An 18,293-nucleotide genomic window follows, 5' to 3' on the forward strand; every position below is an offset into this window, starting at 1 on the left:
TCAATGGTCCATCAACGTGCCCATGGCACCCGGCTTGTCATGAATGGCCAGCTTGTCCACCAGTGTTTCGGTGGCCTTGTTCATGCCCACCACCTCGACCTCTGCGCCATCACGGCGGAATTTCAGAATGGCCATGTCCAGCGCCTGCACCGATGAAATGTCCCAGATATGCGCGCGGCTGACATCAATCACCACCCGTTCTGGGGCTTCCTTGAAGTCAAACGCGTTCATGAAATCCTCGACCGAACCGTAGAACAACTGCCCTTCGATATGGTAGGTGCGTTCGCGCCCATCGCGGCTGGTTTCCGACCGCACACTGAAAAGCTGCGCAATCTTGCCCGCAAAGAAGATACCCGACAACAACACACCCACCAGCACGCCAATGGCAAGGTTATGCGTGTAAACCACCGTCACCACCGTCGCCACCATGACAATAGAGGATGACCGCGGATGCGTTTTCAGGTTGCCGATGGACGACCACGAGAACGTCCCGATGGATACCATGATCATGATCGCGACCAGTGCCGCCATGGGGATGATGCTGACCAGATCGCCCAGCACCACGACCATGAAGAGCAGGAACACGCCTGCCGCAAAGCAGGACAGCCGCCCCCGCCCGCCGGATTTGACGTTGATGATAGACTGCCCGATCATCGCGCAGCCCGCCATGCCGCCGATAAACCCGGTCGCGGTATTGGCTATGCCCTGACCGATGCATTCCTGATTGCGGTCCGACTTGGTGCCGGTCAGGTCATCGACAATGTTTTGGGTCATCAGGCTTTCGAGCAACCCGACCACGGCCACCGCAATGGAATAGGGCAGGATAATAAGCAGCGTATCCAGCGTAAGCGGAATATCGGGGATCAGGAACACCGGCAGGGTGTCGGGCAATGCGCCCATATCGCCCACGGTGCGCACATCCAGTCCCAGTGCAAGGGCCAGCGCGGTTAGCACCACGATGGTCACAAGCGGGGAGGGGATGGCCTTGGTCAGCAGCGGGAACAGGTAGATGATGGCCAGCCCTAGCGCCACCAGCACATAGGTCAGCCATGTCACGTTGCGCGGGTCCAGTTCCGGCAATTGCGCCATGAAAATCAGGATCGCCAGCGCGTTTACAAAGCCGGTCATCACCGATTTTGAGACATAGCGCATCACGAAGCCGAGTTTCAGAAGCCCCGCTGCGATCTGGATCAGCCCGGCCAGAACGGTCGCGGCCAGCAGGTATTGCAGCCCGTGTTCTTTCACCAGTGTGACCATCAGCACCGCCGTGGCAGCAGTGGCAGCCGAAATCATGCCCGGCCGCCCGCCCGTGATTGCCACCAACACGGCAATCGAGAAACTGGCATACAGCCCCACCTTTGGGTCCACGCCCGCGATGATGGAAAAGGCAATCGCTTCGGGTATCAGCGCCAGCGCGACCACCAGCCCGGCCAGCAGGTCGCCGCGAATATTGCCCAGCCATTGGGCGCGGTAAGCGTCGAGTGAAATCATATGTTCAAGTTCCGTGATCGGCAGTCGCGCTGCGCGCAGATCTGTCGTTATCCGGCGGATCGGCGGCCGGAAGAGCCACCCGAACCGTCGTTCGGGTCCATGTTCGCTGCGGTGCCGCGTAACCGCAAAAACACCAAAGGGCAACATGGTTCTGCAAATGGTGCGGCGCGCGACCTGGTGGATCGCGCGCCAAGGGTTTGTGTTGACTGTTTGCCTGTCAGCTCGCGCGCTGGGCTTGCAGCCGGGACAGGTAGCTGGTGGCCTGCCAGTCTGCCCGCGCCTGCCAATCCGCCTCTGGCTGAAGCGCGGCGCGGGCGGCCTCAATCTCGACCTCGTCAAAGCCAGAGCGGCGGGCCATCGCGTATTGATCGGGCATGATCTGCCCGCAAGCCCGCAGCCGCCCGGTATACCCCTTGCGCCGCAAGCTGCGCGCCAGCGTAAAGCCGCGTCCATCGGCCACACCGGGGAAGGTCACGCAGATCAGGGTTATCTCTTTGCCGGGCAGGGGCAGGGCGTCCGGGTCCGTGTCTGGCGCAAGCGTAAGCACTTTGGCCGGGTCGTCCGGTTGGTCCAAGGGCGCAAAGCCCGCGTCTGTTACAAGAACATTCATGCGGCATTGTCCTTTCGGTTCGGATGGGCGATCCCGCCGATAAAGTGAATCCCGCATTCGGTCTTGTCCGACCCACGCCAACGCCCCGCGCGCGGGTCTTCGCCCGTGCGCACCGGGCTGGTGCAGGGTTGGCAGCCGATAGAGGGGTAGCCGCGCGCAACCAGCGGATGGCGTGGCAACGCGTGCCGGTCCAGATAGGCGGCGATTTCTGCCGCGCTCCAGCCTGCAAGCGGGTTCAGCCGAATGCGCCCAGTGTCCGGCTCACGCTCGACCGGGGCAAGGCTGGCGCGGGTATCGGCCTGAAAGCGCTTGCGCCCGGTGATCCAGCCGTCAAAGCCGTGCAACGCGCGCGCCAGGGGTTCGGCCTTGCGCAAGGCGCAGCAGCCCTCGCGGTCCGACAGGTGCAACAGCGCGTCGGGGTCGCGGGTGAACAACGCTTCGCGGTCCGGCGTGACGCGGCGAATGTCGGTCAAGCCCAGATGCTGCGCAAGGTCGCGCTGATAGGCCAGCGTTTCGGGAAATAGCGCCAGCGTGTCGATGAAGATCACCGGCAGCGCGCGATCCACCTGCGCCACCATATGCAACAACACCGCCGAATCTGCCCCGAAGGACGACACCATGGCAACCCGCCCCACCCGTTCAATGGCGCGGGCAAGGAAATCCGGCGCTGGCAGCGCGCCCAAGGCCAGCAGGTCTGGGTCAAGCGGCGCGGACATCGGCATCCCTTTCATACAGCGCGGCTTTGAACGGGTCGTGCCCAAGGCGGCGCAGCGTGTCGATGAAGGATTCAGACGGCCCGGAACGCAGCGCCAGATAGGTATTCACCAGCCGGTCCAGCGCCGGGATGACCTGATCATGGGCAAAGCCCGGCCCGGTGCGCTGGCCAAGGGCGGCCGTTTCCGTGGCGTCCCCGCCCAGCGTGATCTGGTAATTCTCCACGCCCGCGCGGTCCAACCCCAGAATGCCGATATGGCCAAGGTGATGGTGCCCGCACGCGTTGATGCAGCCTGAAATCTTGATCTTCATCGCGCCGATATCCAGTTCTCGTGCTGCGAAATGCTGCGCAATATCCTGCGCCACGGGGATGGAACGCGCGGTGGCCAAGGCGCAATAATCCATGCCGGGGCAGGCGATGATGTCCGAGATCAGCCCGATATTCGCCGTGGCCAGCCCTTCGGTGCGCAAACGCTGGTGCAACGCAGGCAGGTCGGATTCATGCACATGCGGCAGGATCACGTTCTGCTCGTGGCTGATGCGCAACTCGCCATGGCCATAGGTTTCGGCCAAATCGGCCAGCGCGCGCATTTGCGCGCTTGTCGCGTCGCCCGGTGTGGCGCCATGCGCTTTCAGGCTGATGGTGACAATGGCATATCCGGGCGCGCGATGCGGGTGCAGGTTGGTATCGGACCACGCGCGGAACACCGGGTCGGCATTGCGCGCTTGGGCATAGGTATCTGTCGGCGCGGTGCGATAGGCGGGCGGCGCGAATGCGGCCTGCAATTCGCGCAATATCGCGCGATCGGCCCCCTGCCATTCTGCCCGCAAGGCCGAAAAACGACGGTCTACGCGGGCGCGAACCTCTTCCACGCCCAGTTCTTGCACCATGATCTTGATACGCGCTTTATATTTGTTATCGCGCCGCCCGTAGCTGTTATAGGCGCTCAGGATCGCTTCGACATAGGGCAGCAGGTCGGCCTGTGGCAGAAACGGCGTCAGCACCTGTCCGATGATGGGCGTGCGGCCCAGACCGCCGCCCACGCTGACCTCGAACCCCGGCGCGCCGTCGCACATGACCATGCGCAGCCCGATGTCATGCGCACGCGTTGCCGCGCGGTCGCGCGGGCTGCCGGTGATCGCAATCTTGAACTTGCGCGGCAGGAACTGAAACTCCGGGTGGTCGGTGGACCATTGGCGTAGCAATTCCGCCACGGGGCGGGGGTCTGCGATTTCATCGGCCGCGGCACCCGCGAAGTGATCCGCCGTTACGTTGCGCACGCAATTGCCAGAGGTCTGGATCGCGTGCAGCCCTACCGTGGCCAGCGCATCCAGCATATCGGGCACGTCGCGCAGGCGCGGCCAGTTGAACTGAATGTTCTGGCGCGTTGTGAAATGGCCATAGCCCTTGTCCCAGCGGTCGGCCACATCGGCCAGCTTGCGCATCTGCACTGCCGACAGCGTGCCATAAGGAATGGCCACGCGCAGCATATAGGCATGCAGTTGCAGATACAGTCCGTTCATCAGGCGCAGCGGTTTGAATTCGTCTTCGGTCAGCGCACCCGAGAGGCGGCGTTCCACTTGCGCGCGAAACTGCGCGTTGCGGGTTTTCAGGAAATCGTGGTCGAATTCGGTATAGCGATACATCTTGGCTGCTCCGGGTCAGGCATGGGCTTGTTTGCCATGCGCGTAATTGGACGGGCCTTTGGCGCGGAACGCCTCTCGGAAATGGCCGGGTTTGGGACCGTCGGCGCTGGCTTGGGCGGGGGCCAGATACGCGCCGACAAGACGGTCCTGCTGGCCTTCGGCGGCATCCAGCGCCTCGGCGGCCTCGCGGGCATCGGTGAACAGGCGCGCTTGCGATAGCTCGCGCACCCAATCGCCCGAAGCGGCCAGGTAGATCACGTCGCCTTCCAGCAGGTCATTCGCGGTTAGAACGGACGGGGTGAAATGACGGCTCATAGCGCAAGCTCCGTTTGGGGTTGGTTTTGCGCCGCACGCCGCGGCGGCAGGCCCAGAAGGATAATGGCGGGTCCGTCCAGCGCAGCGGTGGCTTGTGGCAGGTCGGACAGGCGGGTGTACAGCCGGGTTTCATTGGGGCAAGAGGCGTTTTCCACGATGGCCACATCCATCGCCGGGCTGGCGCCGTGCATCAGCAAACGCCCTTGCACGAAACGCGCGGCGCGCTTGCCCATGTAAAGCGCTGTCACGGCACCGGGTGCGGCCAGCGCGCGCCAATCGGCTTCGGCAAAGCCCTGCATGTCATGTGCCGTGACCAGCCGCAGATCGCCGTTGCGCCCGCGCCGGGTCAGGCTTTGGCCAAGGCTGGCGGCGGCGGCGCTGGCGCTGGTCACACCGGGGATGACCTGCCAATCCAGACCGGCGCTGTCCAAAGCGTCGGTTTCCTCATCCAGCCGCCCGAAAATGCTGGCATCTCCGCCTTTCAGCCGCACAACATGCGCGCCTTGCGCGGCATGCTCGACCAGCAGCGCGTTGATATGGTCTTGCGACACGGAAGGGCCATAGCCCTCTTTCCCGACCGCGATGATTTGCGCTTCGCGCCGGACCAGTTCCAGAATTGCGCCGCTGACCAAGCGGTCATGGACAACCACATCGGCGCGATCCAGCAGCTTGCGGGCTTTTAGCGTCAACAGTTCCGGATCGCCCGGCCCGGCGCTGACAAAGTCCACCCGGCCCGGCGCGGGTTTGCGCGCCAGATGCCGGGCCAGCAGTGCGTTGAGCGCGTGTTGCACGGCCCCTTCGCCGGTTGCCAGTGCCGCTGGCCCGGCATGATCGTAGAATTCCGCCCAGAAGTCGCGCCGCGGGGCACCTTTGGGCAACCGCTCTGCCATGGCGCGGAACGCCTTGCCAATGCGCGCCAGCTTGCCCAGTCCGGTGGGCAATTCGCCTTCCAGCCCGGCCTTTATCTTGCGCGCCAGAACAGGGGCCGCACCTTCGGTGCCGATGGCCACCACAACAGGGTCGCGGTCGACAATTGCGGGGGTGATAAAATCGGACGCCTCCAGATTATCGACCACGTTGACCAGCACACCTGCCTTCTGTGCGATAGCGCGGATGCGGGCATCCTGCCTGTCATCCTCGGTCGCGGCATAGACCAGCCGCGCGCGCTGTAGGTCGCAGCCCAGAAGCGGGCGGTGCACCAGCGTCACGCGTGGACGCAGGGCAATGATCTGGGGCAGGAAGGCGGGAGCGCATAGCGTGATGATCGCATCGGTCTTTAGCAACAATCGCAACTTGGCCAAGGCCGCATCGCCGCCACCGCCAATGACGACATGCGCGCCGCGCAGGTTCAGGAAAATGGGGAAATGCTGCATGAGCCACCTTTTGGATCTCTTGCCCCCTATATGAAATACTTTCCCGTAAAGCGCCACATAGAGTAAAAAAAAGGGAAAAATATTCCCACATTTTGCCCAAAGTTCGAAAAAAGTCCAAGGCTGCTCGAAACGGGCAGACAGCTTTCCAGTCTTGCTGCCAAGGCAGAAAAAGCGACTTGCGGCAAACCCCTTGTTTGCGCCCATGCGCTTCCCATTTGCGCAAGGCTTCGGCCCGTTCGGTCGATGGATTCGGCTGTGAGAGGGCGTTTCGTGATGGATTGGGTTCTGGTGTGTCTGGGCTTGCTGGCGCTATTGCTGGGCGGTGAAGGCTTGGTTCGCGGCGCGGTTGCCATTGCGCATCGGTTCGCAATGCCGCCCCTGTTGATCGGGCTGACGGTTGTGGGGTTCGGCACGTCCATGCCGGAACTGTTGGTTTCTGCGGATGCCGCGTGGCGCGGCGTGCCCGATATTGCCATCGGCAACGTGGTCGGCTCCAATATCGGGAATATCCTGCTGATCTTGGGCGTGACGGCGCTGGTCTGGCCGGTCCATGTGGCGGGGCGCAGCGTTCGCCGTGATCTGGCCGTTATGGTCCTGGCTGCGATTGCGCTTGTGCCCTTGTTCTGGCTGGCCGAGGTTGGGCGGCTTGCCGGGGCGGCCCTTTTTCTGGGTCTGATCGCGTATCTGGTCTGGGCCTATCTGAACCCGCAGGGCGCAGCGCTGGACACTGAACATACGCCCGCGCAACCGCTCTGGCAGGCGTTGGGCTGGTTGGTGGCGGGTTTGTGCGCGTTAATGCTGGGCGCGCGCCTGCTGGTGGATGGTGCTGTCAGCATCGCCCATGCGCTGGGCCTGTCAGAGGCGTTTATCGGCCTGACAATCGTGGCGGTCGGAACCTCGCTGCCGGAACTTGCGACCTCTGTCATGGCCGCACGCCGCAAACAATCTGCCATCGCCATTGGCAATATTGTGGGGTCCAATATCTTTAACGTGCTGGGTATATTGGGCATTACGGCACTGATTGCACCCATCCCCGTGGCCGATCGTTTCCTGCGGTTTGACCTGCCGGTGATGATCGCGGCCTCTGTCGTTCTGGCGCTGATGCTGCTGATGCGCGAGGGCCTTGGGCGCAGGGCGGGTGCGGTTCTGTTGCTGGCCTATGCGGGTTTTGTCTGGGCCGCGCAAGGCTAGCGCATAGCTAGCCCAGCAGATGCGCCATCTGGCGCAGCGCAAGATTGTAGCCATGCGTGCCAAAGCCTGCCATCACCGCATCGGCCCGCTGGCTGACATAAGAATGCTGGCGGAACGCCTCGCGCTTGTGGACCTGACTGATATGCAACTCTATCACCGGGCCGTCGAAGGCATTGAGCGCGTCTAGAATGGCAATGGATGTATGGGTCAGCGCGGCGGGGTTTATGATGATGCCTGCCGCCGTGCCGCGGGCCTCTTGCACCCAATCCACGATCTGCCCTTCATGGTTTGATTGCAAGAAGCGCAGGTCAAGCCCCAGATCCTTTGCCAGAGCGGCGCATGCGCCTTCCACATCGGCCAGCGTGGTGTGGCCGTAAATCTCTGGTTCGCGCTGGCCCAGAAGGTTCAGGTTGGGGCCGTTCAGAATGTAGATCAGGCGGGCCATGGCGCGCGTCCTTTTGTTATCTTGCCCTGTTCTAACTGCAAGGCGCGGGCGGGCCAAGCGAAAGGCGCTTACTCTGCCAGCGCGCGCATGACCGCGATCAGGTCCGATTTCCCTTCAAACCCGATGCCGGGCAGGTCGGGCATGGTGATATAGCCGTCCTCGACCCGCACCCCATCGGGAAAGCCGCCATAGGGCTGGAACAGGTCGGGGTAGCTTTCATTCCCGCCCAGCCCCAGACCGGCTGCAATGTTCAGTGACATCTGGTGCCCACCATGCGGAATGCAGCGACGGCGCGACCAGCCCAACTGGTCCAGCACATCCAGCGTGCGCAGATATTCCACAAGACCGTAAGACAGCGCGCAGTCAAATTGCAGCCAGTCGCGGTCGGGCCGCATACCGCCATAGCGCAGCAGATTGCGCGCGTCGTGGTGCGAGAACAGGTTTTCGCCCGTGGCCATGGGGCCGGGGTAGAATTCGGGCATGGCGGCCTGAAGCTGGTAATCCAGCGGGTCGCCAATTTCTTCATACCAGAACAGCGGATATTGCCGCAGCATCTTGGCATAGGCGATGGCGGTTTCCAGATCGAAGCGGCCATTGGCATCGACCGCCAGTTGCGCTTGCGTCCCGATCTCATTCAGCACGGCCTCTATTCGGCGCTGGTCTTCGGCCAAGGGCGCGCCGCCGATTTTCATTTTCACGACCGTGTAGCCCCGGTCCAGATAGCTGCGCATCTCGGCGCGCAACTGGGTGTCATCCTTGCCGGGGTAATAATACCCGCCCGCCGCGTAGACAAAAACACGCGGGTCCGCCTGCGCGCCATATCGCTCTGCCAGCAACCGGAACAACGGCTTGCCCGCGATCTTGGCGACTGCGTCCCACACGGCCATGTCGATCGTGCCCACCGCGACGGACCGCTCCCCATGCCCGCCGGGCTTTTCATTGGCCATCATCGCGGCCCATATGCGGTGCGGGTCCAGATTGTCGCCGGTCGCGTCCAGCAGCGTCGCGGGGTCGGCCTGCAACACCCGGTCGCGGAAGCGCTCGCGGATCAGCCCGCCTTGCCCATACCGACCGTTTGAGTTGAAGCCATAGCCAACCACCCGCCGCCCATCGCGCACCACATCGGTCACAACCGCAACGAGGCTTGCCGTCATCTTGCTGAAATCAATGTAAGCGTTGCGGATGGGCGACGCGATGGGCTTCGTCACCTCGCAAATATCCAGAATACGCATATGTGTCCTCTCCTTTTGGGCCAGACCCTAGAAGCCGTGCGCGCAATGGTCCAGAGGGTGCAATCCCGCTCGCGTTGCCGGCGCACCCGCGCTACTCTGTGCCCATGCCTGCCCTGTGCCGTGACTGTCTGACCCAATTCCCCGCCGGGCCGCGTTGCCCGGCCTGCCATAGCCGCAGGGTTGTGGCGGGCGCGGAATTGTTCGACCTCAGTATCGCCCACATGGATTGCGACGCGTTCTATGCCAGCGTGGAAAAGCGCGACAACCCGGCCTTGCGTGATAAGCCGGTGATCGTGGGCGGCGGCCAGCGCGGCGTGGTGACGACCGCGTGCTATATCGCGCGCATCCACGGCGTGCGTTCTGCCATGCCCATGTTCAAAGCCTTGCAGCTGTGCCCCGAAGCGGTGGTCGTAAAACCCCGGTTCGAGGCCTATGTGACCGCCTCGCGCGAGATACGCGCCATGATGGAAGACCTGACACCCGCCATCGAACCCCTGTCGCTGGATGAGGCGTTTTTGGACCTGTCGGGCACACAGACCCTGCACGGCGCGCCGCCTGCGGTCATGCTTGCTGGGTTGGTGCGCCGGATGGAACGCGAGCTGCGCCTGTCCGGGTCCATCGGGCTGTCGCATAACAAGTTTCTGGCCAAAATCGCGTCCGATCTGGACAAGCCGCGCGGGTTCTCGGTTATCGCAAAGGCCGACACCGACGCTTTCCTGCGCGGCAAGCCTGTGGGCATTATCTGGGGTGTGGGGGCTGCCACCCGCGCGCAACTGGAACGCGCGGGCATCAGCACGATTGATGATTTGCTGCGCTGGGACCAGACCGATCTGGTCGCGCGATTCGGGTCGATGGGGTTGCGCCTGTACGATCTGGCGCGCGGGCAAGATACGCGCCCGGTCAGCCCCGACCGGGCGGTGAAGTCTATTTCCAAGGAAACCACCTTCGGGGCCGACCTGTCCGACCCCGACCTGCTGGAAGCGCACCTGTGGCGGCTGGCCGAACAGGTCTCTAGCCGTGCGAAGGCGCGCGGGCTGGCCGGGCGGGTCGTGACGGTCAAGCTGAAACGCGCCGACCATCGCAGCCTGACGCGGCGGCAATCGCTTGATACGCCGACCACGCTGGCAGATACCATCTGGCGCAGCGCGCGACCCCTGCTGGCGGGCGCATTGGCGCAGGGACCATTCCGGCTGATCGGGGTGGGTATTTCAGACCTGACCGCAGATGACGGCACAGGCTTTGCGCTGGACCTGTTGGACCGGGATGCCGCGAAACGCGCCACCGCCGAACGCACCATGGACAGCCTGCGCGCCCGGTTTGGTCCGGATGCGGTCATCAAGGGGCGCAGCCTGCGATGAGCCGGGTTCTGGTCATGGGGGCCAGCGGGCGCATTGGCGCGTATTTGCGGCGAGTCTGGCCCGGTTTGGCCGTTCATGCTGTTTGGCAATACCGCGCGAATGCGCCCGATGGCGGCTTCCTTTGGTCGCCTCTATGCGGGCCTGTGCCAGATTGCGGTCCGGTCGATGCGGTTCTGTGCCTGTCGGGCGGGGCATCTGGCGAGGGGCTGGCGCACACTACCGATCTGGCATTGGCGGCCTTGTCCGCTGCCCGAAGGCTTGGTGCAGGGCGCGTGCTGCTGGCGTCCAGCTCTGCGGTCTATGGCACAAGCCCCGGTCCCCATGACGAAGCCGGACCATGCCAGCCCGCCAGCGCCTATGGCGCAGCTAAGCTGGGGATGGAGCAGGCGGTTTTGAGCCAAGCGGACGCGCTGAACGTAACGTGCCTGCGCGTTGGCAATGTCGCTGGTGCAGATGCGTTGCTGGGTGGTCTGGTGCCGGGTCGCGTGCCGCGTCTGGATCGTTTCGCGGATGGGCGCGCGCCGCGCCGCTGCTATATTGGCCCGCTGACTTTGGCGCGGGTGTTGGCGCAACTGTGCGGCCATCCCGACCGCTTGCCACGGGTGCTAAACTTGGCGCAACCGGGGCTGATTTGCATGGACAGCTTGTTGCGTGCCGCAGGCGTGCCTTGGGTCTGGCAACCCGCGCCCGCCGCTGCGCTTGCCGAACTGGGCATGCGGTTGGACCGGTTGCAACGGCTCGTGCCTGTTAAGCCAGCCACACCCGATGCATTGATCGCCGAATGGCGCTTGACATGGGCCGGACATGGGGCAAACGAGTGCCTATGACGTGGCGAAAACGCGCTTTCGACATTGGTTTCACGATCTTGCTGGCCCCTGCGGCTTTGGCGGTCTTTATGTGCCTTGTCGTGCTGCTGTGGTGGCACGATGGGCGGCCACTATTTTACGGGTCTGAACGGATGCACCGGCCCGGCCAGCCCTTCACATTGTGGAAATTCCGCACCATGCGCCTTGCGGCCAAGGATTCGGGCGTGTCTGGGGGCGATAAATCGGACCGGATCACACCTTTTGGGCGCAAGTTGCGGCGTCTGCGGATGGATGAATTGCCGCAATTTTTGAACATCTTGCGTGGCGATATCAGCTTTGTCGGGCCGCGCCCACCTTTGCGCCAATATGTCGAGCGGTTTCCAGAGCTTTACGCCCGTGTCCTGCGCTCACGGCCCGGTGTGACCGGGCTGGCATCATTGGTATTCGCCCGCCATGAAGAGGCGATATTGCGCCGCTGCACCTCGGCACAGGAAACCGACGAAGTTTATGCGCGCCGCTGCGTGCCGCGCAAGGCACGGATTGACCTGTTGTATCAGAACCGTGCCGGGCTGGGGCTGGATTTGTGGATCATCGCGCTGACGGTGGCACGGTCGGCAGGTTGGGCGCGGGGCAGGCGCTTGCCACGCCGCCGCCCGACGCGCCGCCAGCCCCGCCTACAGCCCCTGCCGTGCGATCGCGGCGCGCAGATCCGGGAGTGACATTCGCGTGTCACGGCGCAGCCCGTCGCGCAGGGCCCATAGCATAAGCCTTGCGCGGCGGCGTCGGTTTTCGCCTGTTCTCAGCCGCAAGGCCCATTTCGGCAGGATCATCAGCATCGCGGGCCAAAACAGCATTCCCGCCGCCGCCCGATACAGAATCAGCAGGTTGCGATGGTAGAAATACAGTTTCCAATCCGGGACCAGCGCGCCGCCAGCATCGAAGCTGTCGGAATCATGCGTATAGTGTAGGTCCGGCCTGAACAGGATCTGGCCACCCGCAGCGCGCAGCTGGTGACAGAACAGCGCGTCATCTGCATATAGGAACAGCCGCCCGTCGGGATAGCCCGCAAGCGTGATCGCCCGCCGCGACACGAACAGCCCAACGAACGACCCGCCATCGACGGGCAGTTGGGTTATGCTGGCATAGCTTTCCTCGCCCAGATGAAAGGCATCACGCCCGCCGCCAAGTGCGGTGCGCAGCAAGACCCGCCAGTCGCGGAACGGGTTGAGCAGCGGACGATTCATGTCGCAGATCGCGCCCTCGGGCGTGCGTACGGCGGTGACGATCGCGTCGGCTGTCGCGGTGTTGGCGCTGTGAAAGCGGTTCACTAGGCCCGGGGCGGGCCATGCGTCATCATCTTGCAACAGCAGCCAGTCGGGGTCATATCGGGCGATGGCATGGCGCATCCCGGTCTCGAACCCGCCTGCGCCACCAAGGTTGTGCTTTAGCCGCAAGCAATCCAGCCTTGGATCGTTTAGCCCGCGCAGAAACGCGTCGGTGCCGTCAGTGCTGGCATTGTCCACCACCACGATATGGTCCAGAGGTTCCGCCAAAAGCCGGTCCAGCGCAATGTTCAGCTTGTCCAGCCGGTCGAAGGTCACGACCACGGCGCACACCCGTGCGCGTGTCATGGCGCCACCGCGAAAGCGGGCATGGGGCGGTCATGCGCAAGGCTTTCCAAGTAGAGCGCGGCGCAATCCAACGCCTCGCGGATGGTGACATCCATGTCCAGATAACGGTAGGTGCCCAGCCTGCCGACAAATGTCACACCGGTTTCGCAGTGCGCGCGGGCGATGTAATCTGTCAGCAGGGCTTTGTCCTTGGCCAAGCGGATCGGGTAATAGGGAATGTCGCCCGGGCCACAAGCGCGAGAGGTCTCGCGGTAGCAGACCGACCGCGCGTGATGTTCCCAAGGGGCGAAATACTTATGCTCAGTAACGCGAGTATACGGAATTTCGGCATCTGCGTAGTTCATGACCGCGCAGCCCTGATAGTCGCCGTCATGAACCAGCCGTGCGAAATCCAGCGTGCGGTAGCCCAGCGCGCCCGCATCCTGCCCGAACCAGCTATCCAGCGGGCCGGAATAGAACACATGGTCGAACCCCTGCGCCAACGGGCGGTCAAACTGCGTGTTCAGCGACAGCGAAATGCACGGATGATCCAGCATCGCCGCAATGATAGGCGTGTAGCCATCTTCGGGCATGCCCTGATAGGTGTGAAAGAAGTAATTGTCGTCATAGGTAAAGCGCAGCGGCAATCGTTTCAGGATGGCGGCTGGCAGTTCTGTTGGCTCGCAGCCCCATTGTTTGGCTGTATACCCTTTGAAGAACGCCTCATACAGCTCGTGCCCCAGCATGGACAGCGCCTGTTCTTCGAAATTGCGCGGGGTATAGGGCAGCGTGACAGCCTTGGCGGCAACAAAGGCGCGTGCCTCTGCCGGGGGCATCGCGGCATCGAAGAACTGGTTGATGCTGTGCAGGTTCATGGGCAGCGTGTAAACCCGCCCGCCGCTGGTTGTTTTGACCCTGTGCGTATAGGGCCGAATACGCCCGAACCTGTTGATGTAATCCCACACCTCAGCGTCATCGGTGTGAAAGATATGCGGGCCATAGACATGGACCAAAACGCCGGTTTCTGGGTCTCTCTGGGTATGACAATTTCCGCCGACATGGCTGCGCGTGTCCAGAACCGTCACATCATGTCCGGCTTCGGCAAGCTGTCTGGCCAGAACCGCCCCTGACAGCCCGGCCCCAACCATTAGAAGCGATTTGCGCATGAGCGGCACCAATAACTGCGCGGATGGTCTCCGCAATCTGCGTGGTTAGCCCGAGTAGCCACCCAGCTTATACCAACGCCAAGCGTCTTCGATCATCAGCTTCAGCGATGAACGTTCTTGTGTCCAGCCCAGTTCTTCGACGGCACGTCGGCTGCCCGACACAAGCGCCGCAGCATCACCCGCGCGGCGTGGCCCGAAACTATGCGGCACACGATGCCCGGTGCCCGCGCGGCATTGCGCGATCACCTCTGCCACCGAAAAGCCGACGCCGGTGCCCAGATTGAACACGCGGCTTCCGCGTGCGTTCAGCAGCCAATCCAGCCCCAGCACATGCGCGCGGGCAAGGTCCATGACATGCACATAATCGCGGATGCAGGTGCCGTCATGGGTTGGATAGTCGTTACCATGGATTGTCAGCGCCGGGCGGGCACCTGCCACGGCCTCTATCATGACCGGGATCAGGTGGGTTTCGGGTTGGTGCCATTCGCCGACCTCTGCCTCGGGGTCTGCACCTGCCACGTTGAAATACCGGAAGATGACAGAGTTCAGACCGTGGCTGACACCGAAATCACGCAAGATGCCTTCCACCGCCAGTTTCGACGCGCCATAGGCGTTCAAGGGGCGCTGCGGGCTGTCCTCATCCAAGACAACCCCGTCCTGATCGCCATAGGTCGCGCAGGTCGATGAAAACACGATATTGCGGCATCCGGCTGCGGTCATCGCCTCGATCAGGTTCAGCGAGCCGCAGACATTGTTGCGCCAATACAGGCCCGGATCGCGTGTCGCTTCGCCAACTTGGCTAAGGGCGGCAAAATGCATGACCGCGCAAGGTTGGTATTCGGCAAAAGCCGCATCCAGCGCGGCGCGGTCCAACAAATCGGCCTGCACCAGCGGCCCGAATTTGACCGCTTGCGCCCAGCCGGTCGTCAGGCTGTCAAATGTAACAGGGGTGAACCCTTGCTGCGCCAACAGCTTGCACGCATGAGAGCCGATATATCCGGCCCCCCCCGTAACAAGAACAACGCGGTTGGGCGAAGTAGTGTCGAGTGTGCCAGTCACGTCAAGCCCCTCGCCGTATCAATGCGCCGTTTGTGCGATCCGGTCGCGCAACAGGTCAAGGAACCGATCCCGATATTCTGGATCACCCAACGCGACATCAACAATCGCGGTCAAGTAGCCGAATTTGTCGCCGCAATCATAGCGGCGCGACGGGTTGGTGATGGCTGCGACTTTGCCAGCTTGTGCAAGCTGGTCGATCGCGTCGGCAAGCTGTATTTCGCCGCCGGCCCCGGGTTTCAGGCCACGCAACACCTGAAACACCTCGGACGTGAACACATAGCGCCCGAAAGAGGCAAGATTCGACGGCGCTTGACCCGCAGATGGTTTCTCGACCACGCCATCGACGGTGATAACACCGTCTGCATCGGTCGCGCCCGGTCTCAGGATGCCGTATTTCGACGTATCTTTCGGGTCAACTTCGGACACGGACAAAATGGTTTGAGCCTTTTTGGCATAGGCCCGCACCAATGCGGCGGTTGGCAGTTCCGTGCCTTGCATCAGGTCATCCGCCAGCAACACCACGAACGGGTTGTCACCCACCGCCGGTGCGGCACATAGCACGGCATGGCCCAGACCCAGCGGCTCGGGTTGGCGCACGAAAATGCACGAAACGCCGTCGGGCACGATGTTGCGCACCATGTCGCGCAAATCGGTTTTGCCTTTGGCTTTCAACTGGGCCTCAAGCTCTAGATTGGCGTCGAAATGATCGCCTACCGCACGCTTGTTGCGCCCTGTCACGAAGATCAATTCGGTTATGCCTGCGGCAATGGCCTCTTCCACTGCGAATTGCACGATGGGCTTATCGATGATTGGCAACAATTCCTTTGGCATTGCCTTGGTGGCGGGCAAAAAACGTGTCCCTAAACCAGCTACTGGAAACACTGCCTTGGTTATCTTGGTCATCAAAACTCTCATCAAGCTGCTTAAAAAGGTCGAAATCACCTACACAGAAGACGTGCACGCTTGCAAGGTGCATGTGAGAAATTCGCGATTATCGCCAAAAAACGCTCGAAAGACGAGCGGTTACATAAATTTGTCATTCAATTGTGCGCTCGGCAGTCACGTCTTGCAATGCAACCTCTGATGGTGCATCGTCGTCGTATAAAATTAACCTTGATAAAGCCTTTAGTAAAAAATGCCCGTCATGGCCTGTCTGGGGTCCAAGACAACAGTATGTGCCAGTATTCGGAGTTCATATATTAGATGTTCTTTGATCGTTTGCGGATTAACGAAACCCTGACCCGCACCCTTTTCGTGATTCGGAATATGCAGCGTGGACATAAGCAGCGCCTGCTGCTGATCGTCGACCTTGCGATCGCCGCCGTCGCTTTCGCAGCGGCGATTCTGCTCGACGTTCCGACCGGTGCTGAGCAACCTGATGTCGTTCGGTATCTGATGGCGATGGGGCTGCTGATATCCGCCACCGCAATCCTGTCTTCGGCGCTGGGTTTGCCAAAGGTGCAGCTCAAATCCTACGAATCGCACGGCATGGCGCTGAGCGGCGTTCTGGGGGCAATCTTGGGCGCGATTGTCTGGGCCTTGAATGCTGTGATCGGTCCCATCATTAGCGTTTCCGGCGTGGTTCTGTTCGCCAGCCTGTTCGTGATCGGTTCGGTGCTGATGCGGATGCTGATGCTGAACCTGTTGCTGAAGTTATATCGCATCGACATCACGGTGCGGAATGTGCTGATTTATGGGGCTGGGACAGCCGGGTTACAGCTTGCCCTTGCTTTGCGGGCGGATCGTTCCACGCGAGTCGTTGGTTTCGTGGACGACAACAAAGCCTTGCAAAGTGTCACAGTGGCGGGCGTGCCGGTATTCCCGCCCAGTACGGTCGCAACCGTCGCAAGGAAGAATGACGTGCGCCATGTTTTGCTGGCCATGCCGTCTATCGGGCAACCGAAACTGGCGCGTATTGCCCGCAAGCTCAGCGATCTTGGGCTGACCGTGCAAAGCATGCCGTCCCTATCGCAGCTACTAGGCGAAAAGCAGCCGCTTGACGCGCTCCGCACAATGCTGCCTGACGACTTTCTCAGCCGCAAGTCAGTGGATGGCAACCTTAGGGCTGCGTATGATGAATACTTTGGCAGAACGGTTCTGGTGTCCGGGGCCGGGGGGTCCATCGGGTCGGAGCTGTGCCGACAGGTGTTGCAGTGCAAACCGTCAAAGTTGGTGTTGCTGGATGTCAGCGAATATGCGCTTTATCAGATTTACAGCGAATTGTCGGACATGTTGCCCGAGGACGCCACCCAGATTATCCCGCTTCTGGGCAGTGTCACCGATCGGCGTTCTATGATCGCTGCATTCGCACAGCATGACGTGCAGATCGTATTACATGCTGCGGCTTACAAGCATGTCCCGCTTGTCGAGAGAAACGTGCTGGCCGGGATTTTCAACAATGTCATTGGCACCGCAACCCTTGCGCAGGCTGCCGCCTTGTCGGGGGTCGAACGTTTCGTGCTTGTTTCGACAGACAAGGCCGTGCGTCCAGTGGGCGTGATGGGGGCCACGAAACGCATGGCCGAAATGATCGTTGCCGATTGGGCGCGAACGGCGCGTCGTTTGGCAACACCGTCGCAAACAGTGTTCTGCATGGTTCGTTTCGGCAATGTGTTGGGGTCGTCCGGTTCTGTCATTCCGCGGTTTCAGGAGCAGATCACAATGGGCGGGCCGGTAACCCTGACCCATCCTGACGTGACCCGATATTTCATGACCATACAGGAAGCGACGCAACTTGTGCTTCGCGCGGGCGCGATGGGGCAGGGCGGAGAGGTGTTCTTGCTGGACATGGGAGAGCGTGTCCGCATTGCAGATTTGGCGCGACGGATGATCGCCGCCGCAGGCTACACGGTGCGCGACGCCGACAACCCATCCGGGGATATAGAGATCGCGGTGACAGATTTGCGCCCGGGCGAGAAGCTGGAAGAACAGGTTTTGATTACCCAGTGCCGGCGGCCCACCGCGCATCCCAAGATATTCGTGGCCGAGGAGCTTGGCCTGTCCCCGGTCCAGATTGCAGAAGCGCTGGGGCAGTTGCGCAAAGCAGTCGCCAAGGGCGACACCGCAATGGCCCGCAAGGTTCTGATGCATTGGATCGCCCGTGACCTTCAGGCGCTGAAGGCAGATAACCTTCACCCGGACGGAACTATCCAGAAGGAAGCAGGCTAGCATTTCCGCCCTGGCAGCCCGGGGCCAAATTTGGCGTATATCTTGGCAGTGCTTTAAGAGCTTCTTCACGCCTCTCGCCAATACTGCGGCCCACGCTTTGGTTCAGTG

17 protein-coding genes and 1 other annotated feature are annotated in these 18,293 nt (G+C 61.9%); of the genes, 5 read left to right on the forward strand and 12 right to left on the reverse strand.

Going from position 1 to position 18,293, the window contains the following annotated elements; all coding sequences use genetic code 11:
* From AWT76_RS00725 to cysG, 6 genes are all read right to left on the reverse strand, one after another.
* Positions 1–1,491 carry a SulP family inorganic anion transporter gene (locus tag AWT76_RS00725; protein WP_072244666.1) on the reverse strand — a complete coding sequence of 497 codons (1,491 nt, stop codon included), beginning with the start codon at positions 1,489–1,491 and terminating at the stop codon, positions 1–3.
* A gap of 45 nt (positions 1,492–1,536) precedes the next feature.
* Positions 1,537–1,593, reverse strand: a sequence feature (sul1 is cis-regulatory element that is thought to sense ions involved in sulfur or methionine metabolism; They are found in Alphaproteobacteria).
* A 115-nt stretch (positions 1,594–1,708) separates the two neighbouring features.
* Positions 1,709–2,101, reverse strand: a complete 393-nt coding sequence (locus AWT76_RS00730; protein ID WP_072244268.1) for a DUF934 domain-containing protein — start codon at positions 2,099–2,101, stop codon at positions 1,709–1,711.
* Positions 2,098–2,823, reverse strand: a complete 726-nt coding sequence (locus AWT76_RS00735; protein ID WP_072244269.1) for a phosphoadenylyl-sulfate reductase — start codon at positions 2,821–2,823, stop codon at positions 2,098–2,100. The genes AWT76_RS00730 and AWT76_RS00735 overlap by 4 nt, the downstream gene beginning before the upstream one ends.
* Entirely contained in the window at positions 2,801–4,462 is a 1,662-nt protein-coding gene (locus tag AWT76_RS00740) for a nitrite/sulfite reductase (RefSeq protein WP_072244270.1), read from the reverse strand. The genes AWT76_RS00735 and AWT76_RS00740 overlap by 23 nt, the downstream gene beginning before the upstream one ends.
* Before the next feature lie 15 nt (positions 4,463–4,477).
* Entirely contained in the window at positions 4,478–4,777 is a 300-nt protein-coding gene (locus tag AWT76_RS00745; RefSeq protein ID WP_072244271.1) for a DUF2849 domain-containing protein, read from the reverse strand.
* Positions 4,774–6,150, reverse strand: a complete 1,377-nt coding sequence (gene cysG / locus AWT76_RS00750; protein WP_072244272.1) for a siroheme synthase CysG — start codon at positions 6,148–6,150, stop codon at positions 4,774–4,776. The genes AWT76_RS00745 and cysG overlap by 4 nt, the downstream gene beginning before the upstream one ends.
* 273 nt (positions 6,151–6,423) lie before the next feature.
* On the opposite strand from cysG, the gene AWT76_RS00755 reads away from it, so the two are divergent.
* Complete coding sequence (locus tag AWT76_RS00755; protein WP_072244667.1) at positions 6,424–7,341, forward strand: calcium/sodium antiporter; 918 nt, start codon at positions 6,424–6,426, stop codon at positions 7,339–7,341.
* A gap of 7 nt (positions 7,342–7,348) precedes the next feature.
* On the opposite strand, the gene aroQ is transcribed toward AWT76_RS00755, so the two are convergent.
* Both aroQ and AWT76_RS00765 read right to left on the reverse strand, forming a co-directional pair.
* Positions 7,349–7,786, reverse strand: coding sequence for a type II 3-dehydroquinate dehydratase (gene aroQ / locus AWT76_RS00760; protein WP_072244273.1), 438 nt, complete (start codon positions 7,784–7,786; stop codon positions 7,349–7,351).
* A 68-nt stretch (positions 7,787–7,854) separates the two neighbouring features.
* Positions 7,855–9,018, reverse strand: coding sequence for a mandelate racemase/muconate lactonizing enzyme family protein (locus tag AWT76_RS00765; RefSeq protein WP_072244274.1), 1,164 nt, complete (start codon positions 9,016–9,018; stop codon positions 7,855–7,857).
* 104 nt (positions 9,019–9,122) lie between these two features.
* Here AWT76_RS00765 and AWT76_RS00770 point away from each other — a divergent pair, with 104 nt between their 5' ends.
* Genes AWT76_RS00770 through AWT76_RS00780 form a run of 3 tightly spaced genes read left to right on the forward strand, consistent with a single transcriptional unit; the run spans position 9,123 to position 11,901 of the window.
* The gene (locus AWT76_RS00770; RefSeq protein ID WP_072244275.1) at positions 9,123–10,376 is read left to right on the forward strand and encodes a DNA polymerase IV; all 1,254 of its coding nucleotides are present in this window, start codon (positions 9,123–9,125) and stop codon (positions 10,374–10,376) included.
* The gene (locus tag AWT76_RS00775) at positions 10,373–11,203 is read left to right on the forward strand and encodes an NAD-dependent epimerase/dehydratase family protein (RefSeq protein ID WP_072244276.1); all 831 of its coding nucleotides are present in this window, start codon (positions 10,373–10,375) and stop codon (positions 11,201–11,203) included. The genes AWT76_RS00770 and AWT76_RS00775 overlap by 4 nt, the downstream gene beginning before the upstream one ends.
* Positions 11,200–11,901 (forward strand): sugar transferase, encoded by a 702-nt coding sequence (locus AWT76_RS00780; RefSeq protein ID WP_072244277.1) that lies wholly within the window; start codon positions 11,200–11,202, stop codon positions 11,899–11,901. Before AWT76_RS00775 ends, AWT76_RS00780 begins: the two co-directional genes overlap by 4 nt.
* Here AWT76_RS00780 and AWT76_RS00785 read toward each other — a convergent pair.
* Genes AWT76_RS00785 through galU form a run of 4 tightly spaced genes read right to left on the reverse strand, consistent with a single transcriptional unit; the run spans position 11,857 to position 15,920 of the window.
* Complete coding sequence (locus AWT76_RS00785; RefSeq protein ID WP_072244278.1) at positions 11,857–12,813, reverse strand: glycosyltransferase; 957 nt, start codon at positions 12,811–12,813, stop codon at positions 11,857–11,859. The genes AWT76_RS00780 and AWT76_RS00785 overlap by 45 nt on opposite strands.
* Entirely contained in the window at positions 12,810–13,958 is a 1,149-nt protein-coding gene (locus AWT76_RS00790; protein WP_176699299.1) for a UDP-galactopyranose/dTDP-fucopyranose mutase family protein, read from the reverse strand. Before AWT76_RS00790 ends, AWT76_RS00785 begins: the two co-directional genes overlap by 4 nt.
* A 45-nt stretch (positions 13,959–14,003) precedes the next feature.
* Positions 14,004–15,017, reverse strand: a complete 1,014-nt coding sequence (galE, locus tag AWT76_RS00795; protein WP_072244279.1) for a UDP-glucose 4-epimerase GalE — start codon at positions 15,015–15,017, stop codon at positions 14,004–14,006.
* Between the two features lie 18 nt (positions 15,018–15,035).
* Positions 15,036–15,920: a UTP--glucose-1-phosphate uridylyltransferase GalU gene (galU, locus tag AWT76_RS00800; protein WP_072244280.1), complete on the reverse strand. Its 885-nt coding sequence runs from the start codon at positions 15,918–15,920 to the stop codon at positions 15,036–15,038.
* A 300-nt stretch (positions 15,921–16,220) separates the two neighbouring features.
* On the opposite strand from galU, the gene AWT76_RS00805 reads away from it, so the two are divergent.
* The gene (locus AWT76_RS00805) at positions 16,221–18,185 is read left to right on the forward strand and encodes a polysaccharide biosynthesis protein (RefSeq protein ID WP_072244281.1); all 1,965 of its coding nucleotides are present in this window, start codon (positions 16,221–16,223) and stop codon (positions 18,183–18,185) included.
* Positions 18,186–18,293: the final 108 nt, after the last annotated feature.

Source organism: Roseibaca calidilacus, from assembly GCF_001517585.1.
GTDB lineage: Bacteria > Pseudomonadota > Alphaproteobacteria > Rhodobacterales > Rhodobacteraceae > Roseinatronobacter > Roseinatronobacter calidilacus.